Below are 3,547 nucleotides of genomic sequence, written 5' to 3'. Positions count from 1 at the left end.
TCAGATCCAAATGCTGCTCCTCATTCCAGAAGGAATAAAATATCGTTTTGTTAACCTCCCTTACCGATTGAATAACCCGGTACACCTCAAGTCTGTCTTCCTCTCTATCACTCACTGGAGCCATCCTTCTTTCTAATATCCAATTGACAATCCATATACATATACTAGAAACTATTTGCATACGAAATGTTATTTATTCATAACTATTATTTTATCATCTCTTATGTAAATGTCAACATTCACCCAAATATCACCTATACTTCAACACAAAAAAGCGCGGTATGAATACCACGATAGGTATTTACATCCGCGCACTCCTACTTACCTTAAAATGATAATCTGCTGCGTACAGCTACTTTTCATGTAGCCGCCATTCTAGTTATTCTGCTCGCTCTATTGGTTCCTTTACTCCCTCAGCCTCACTTGTTATTACTGAAGTTTTCGCCTTCGTTGTAATTTTCCCCAACAAATAAACCAGCAAATTTTGATTGTGCTGAGAAATTCGGTTTAGTGCAGAACCCAGAAAATCATCCCGGATTCGCAATCCACGCTCTACTTCTTCTCTCCCTTGATCCGAAATGACAATCCATACAATTCTACGGTCCTTTACGTCTCTGAAACGGGTGACCAGTCGATTCCGCTCCATCCGATCCAGCAGCATCGTAACCGCGGCTGGTGTGGTGGCGAGATATGGGATTAGTTGAGACGGTTTCATACGGCCGTATTCGTTCAAAACCTCCAGCACCGTAAGTTGAGCTTCCGTTAGTGATGGAGCCAGCTGCTGCTCCATATGAACCTTATAATCCTTAGCCATTCTGGACCAGATTTTCGCAAATTCGGTCGTTTGCATTTTGCCTCACTCCTTTAAATAACAGGGTCAGTAAAAGCATCAAAGTTACCGTATGGGCCACCGTCCGGATTGTATTTCATCACATTAAATTTTCGCCATTCAGCCCCGGTTTCCTGCCGTTTTTGGAGCACGAAATGAAAAGGGGAAGGAAGTCTCACCTCGGTTTTGAAGGCTGGTCAGGGTTCGACAGCATGACGGCAAAAAGGTCCTCATTCGTGCCGGAATGGCACGAGAGGACCTCTCTTTTTCGAGCTAAAAAGCGCTTGGCTTTCCTATTATTCTATGGACTGAGAAGCTTGCGGCTCACTACGCAGCAGCACATTCACAATTTCGTCCTTCTTCTCCACTGGAGCTAGCAGCTTGCCTGTATCCTTTCGGTCGGTCAAAGGAGCCTTTTCCGAAAGGAAGGACATCGTTTGTCCTTCTGCTGTGATTGCAAATAATTGAACAGCTTCACGGCAATAGAAGGCAGCCACGATTCGAGTTCCATTCGAACGTACTCGTTTGCCTTCCTTGAACTCAAAGGTGGTGATACCTTTGCCGCCTCTTCCCTGTGTAGGATAATCCAGCAGAAGCGTACGCTTACCATAACCGGACTCGGTCAGCACCAACACTTCTCCTTCATCCTCTTCTACCCACAACGCCGCGATAATTTCATCGCCTTCGGCTAGCTGTATACCTTTGACACCAGCCGAGACGCGCCCCATCGCATTAACCTCTTGCTCCTTGAAGCGTATACTCATACCCGCGCGGGTAATCAGCATAATATCCTGGGTACCCTCGCTTAACGTTACCGATAACACCTCATCGTCCCCTGCTACTTTGCAGGCGGCTACGGCACTGGAACGTTTTGTAGCATATTCTTTTAATTCTGTACGCTTTACTTGGCCCTTCTTTGTTACAAATACCAGGCTTTTGCCAATTTCCTCGATGTTTTTGAGCGGGATGACACTTACGATACGATCTTCCTTCGATAACGGAATGACGTTGACAATTGGAGTGCCCGGCTCTTTCCACTTATACTCTGGCACCTGATGTACAGGTAATAAAAAGTATTGTCCGCGCTGGGTGAAGACGAGCAATATGTCCAGCGTATTCACATCAAGCAATTGGGTAACGTAATCCCCTTCTTTAACACCAGAACTTGAACGTTCCCCGCCTGAACGAGTGAATGACAACATACTTGTACGTTTCACATAGCCATCTTTTGAGAGTGTCAGCAGCACATCCTCTGCTCCCACCATGACTTCCAGGTTCACCTTAATCTCTTCTACCTCGCCCTGGATATCTGAACGACGGTCAATGCCGTACTTTTCGCGAATTTCCAAAAGTTCCTTGCGAATCAGGCTGATCAGCTTGCGATCACTTTCCAGAATAGAACGATATTGTGCGATTTTTTTCTGGATGTCACCCAGTTCTTTTTCAAGCGTGGTGATTTCCGGATTGGTGAGACGATACAACTGCAAAGTCAAAATAGAATCTGCCTGACGTTCGCTAAAACCAAACATCCATTGCAAATTATTTTGCGCGTCCTGGCGATTTTTGGAAGCTTTAATGGCTGCGATGACCTCATCCAGAATGTTCAGCGCCTTGACCAAACCTTCCAGCACATGGGCACGATCCTCTGCCTTTTCCAGTTCATACTGGATACGGTGAGTGACAACTTCGCGTTGATGGGCGATATACGCTTCCAAAATGGACTTTAGCCCAAGCTGATGTGGCGCTTTGTTCACAATAGCTACCATGTTGAAGTTATATGCCACCTGTAGGTCGGTTTTTTTCAGCAAATAAGCTAAAATCCCTTCCGCATCGGCTTCCTTCTTCAGCTCCACAACAATGCGCAAACCATTTCGTCCGCTTTCGTCACGAACCTCGGCAATCCCTTCCACCTTTTTCTCCAGACGGATATTCTCCATGGCGGTTACGAGCCTTGATTTGACGATCTGGTATGGGATTTCGGTAATGACTAGCTGCTGCTTACCTCCGCGCAAGGACTGAATTTCCGTTTTGGAACGAATATAAATACGTCCTTTTCCCGTGCGGTAAGCGTCCTTGATGCCTTCGCCACCCATAATGAGTCCGCCAGTCGGGAAATCAGGACCTTTGATAAAGGTCATAATCTCTTCCAGCTCAATCTCTGGCTTTTCCATCACCGCAATGCTGGCGTCAATAACTTCGCGTAAACTATGTGTAGGGATCTCTGTCGCAAATCCCGCCGAGATCCCACTGGAACCGTTCACCAACAAATTTGGATAACGAGACGGCAACACAACGGGCTCTTTGGCCGAGTTATCAAAATTGTCCTTGAACAAAACCGTACGCTTTTCAATATCGCGCAGCATTTCCATTGCGATCGGAGACAAGCGAGCCTCCGTATAACGCATAGCTGCCGCCGGATCATCATCCTGGGAGCCCCAGTTACCGTGACCGTCCACCAGCACGTGACTCATTTTCCAAGGCTGCGCCATCCGTACCATGCCGTCGTATATCGACGAGTCACCGTGGGGGTGGTAATTACCCATAACGTCCCCAACGGTTTTGGCCGATTTACGATATGCTTTATCCGGCGTATTGCCCGAATCGTACATTGCATAAAGAATACGACGTTGTACGGGTTTTAATCCGTCCCGTACGTCGGGTATCGCCCGATCCTGAATAATATATTTGGAATATCGGCCAAAGCGGTCACCGACCACT

General features: G+C 46.8%; 2 protein-coding genes and 1 pseudogene. All 3 read right to left on the bottom strand.

The window, feature by feature from the left end; genetic code table 11:
- Nucleotides 1-115: pseudogene (locus GRP75_RS30530) on the bottom strand (MarR family winged helix-turn-helix transcriptional regulator); the annotation flags it as partial.
- A 264-nt stretch (nt 116-379) separates the two neighbouring features.
- A complete protein-coding gene (locus tag GRP75_RS21835; RefSeq protein WP_160790343.1) occupies nt 380-850 on the bottom strand; it encodes a MarR family winged helix-turn-helix transcriptional regulator in 471 nt (156 codons plus the stop codon).
- Nucleotides 851-1,125: 275 nt separating this feature from the next.
- The gene (gyrA, locus tag GRP75_RS21830; RefSeq protein ID WP_337194256.1) at nt 1,126-3,546 is read right to left on the bottom strand and encodes a DNA gyrase subunit A; all 2,421 of its coding nucleotides are present in this window, start codon (nt 3,544-3,546) and stop codon (nt 1,126-1,128) included.
- Between the last annotated feature and the right edge of the window lies 1 nt (nt 3,547).

Origin of the sequence: Paenibacillus sp. OT2-17 (assembly GCF_009827695.1) — a bacterium.
In the GTDB taxonomy this organism is placed as follows: Bacteria; Bacillota; Bacilli; order Paenibacillales; family Paenibacillaceae; genus Paenibacillus; species Paenibacillus polymyxa_B.
This window is presented reverse-complemented; position numbering and strand designations above follow the sequence as displayed.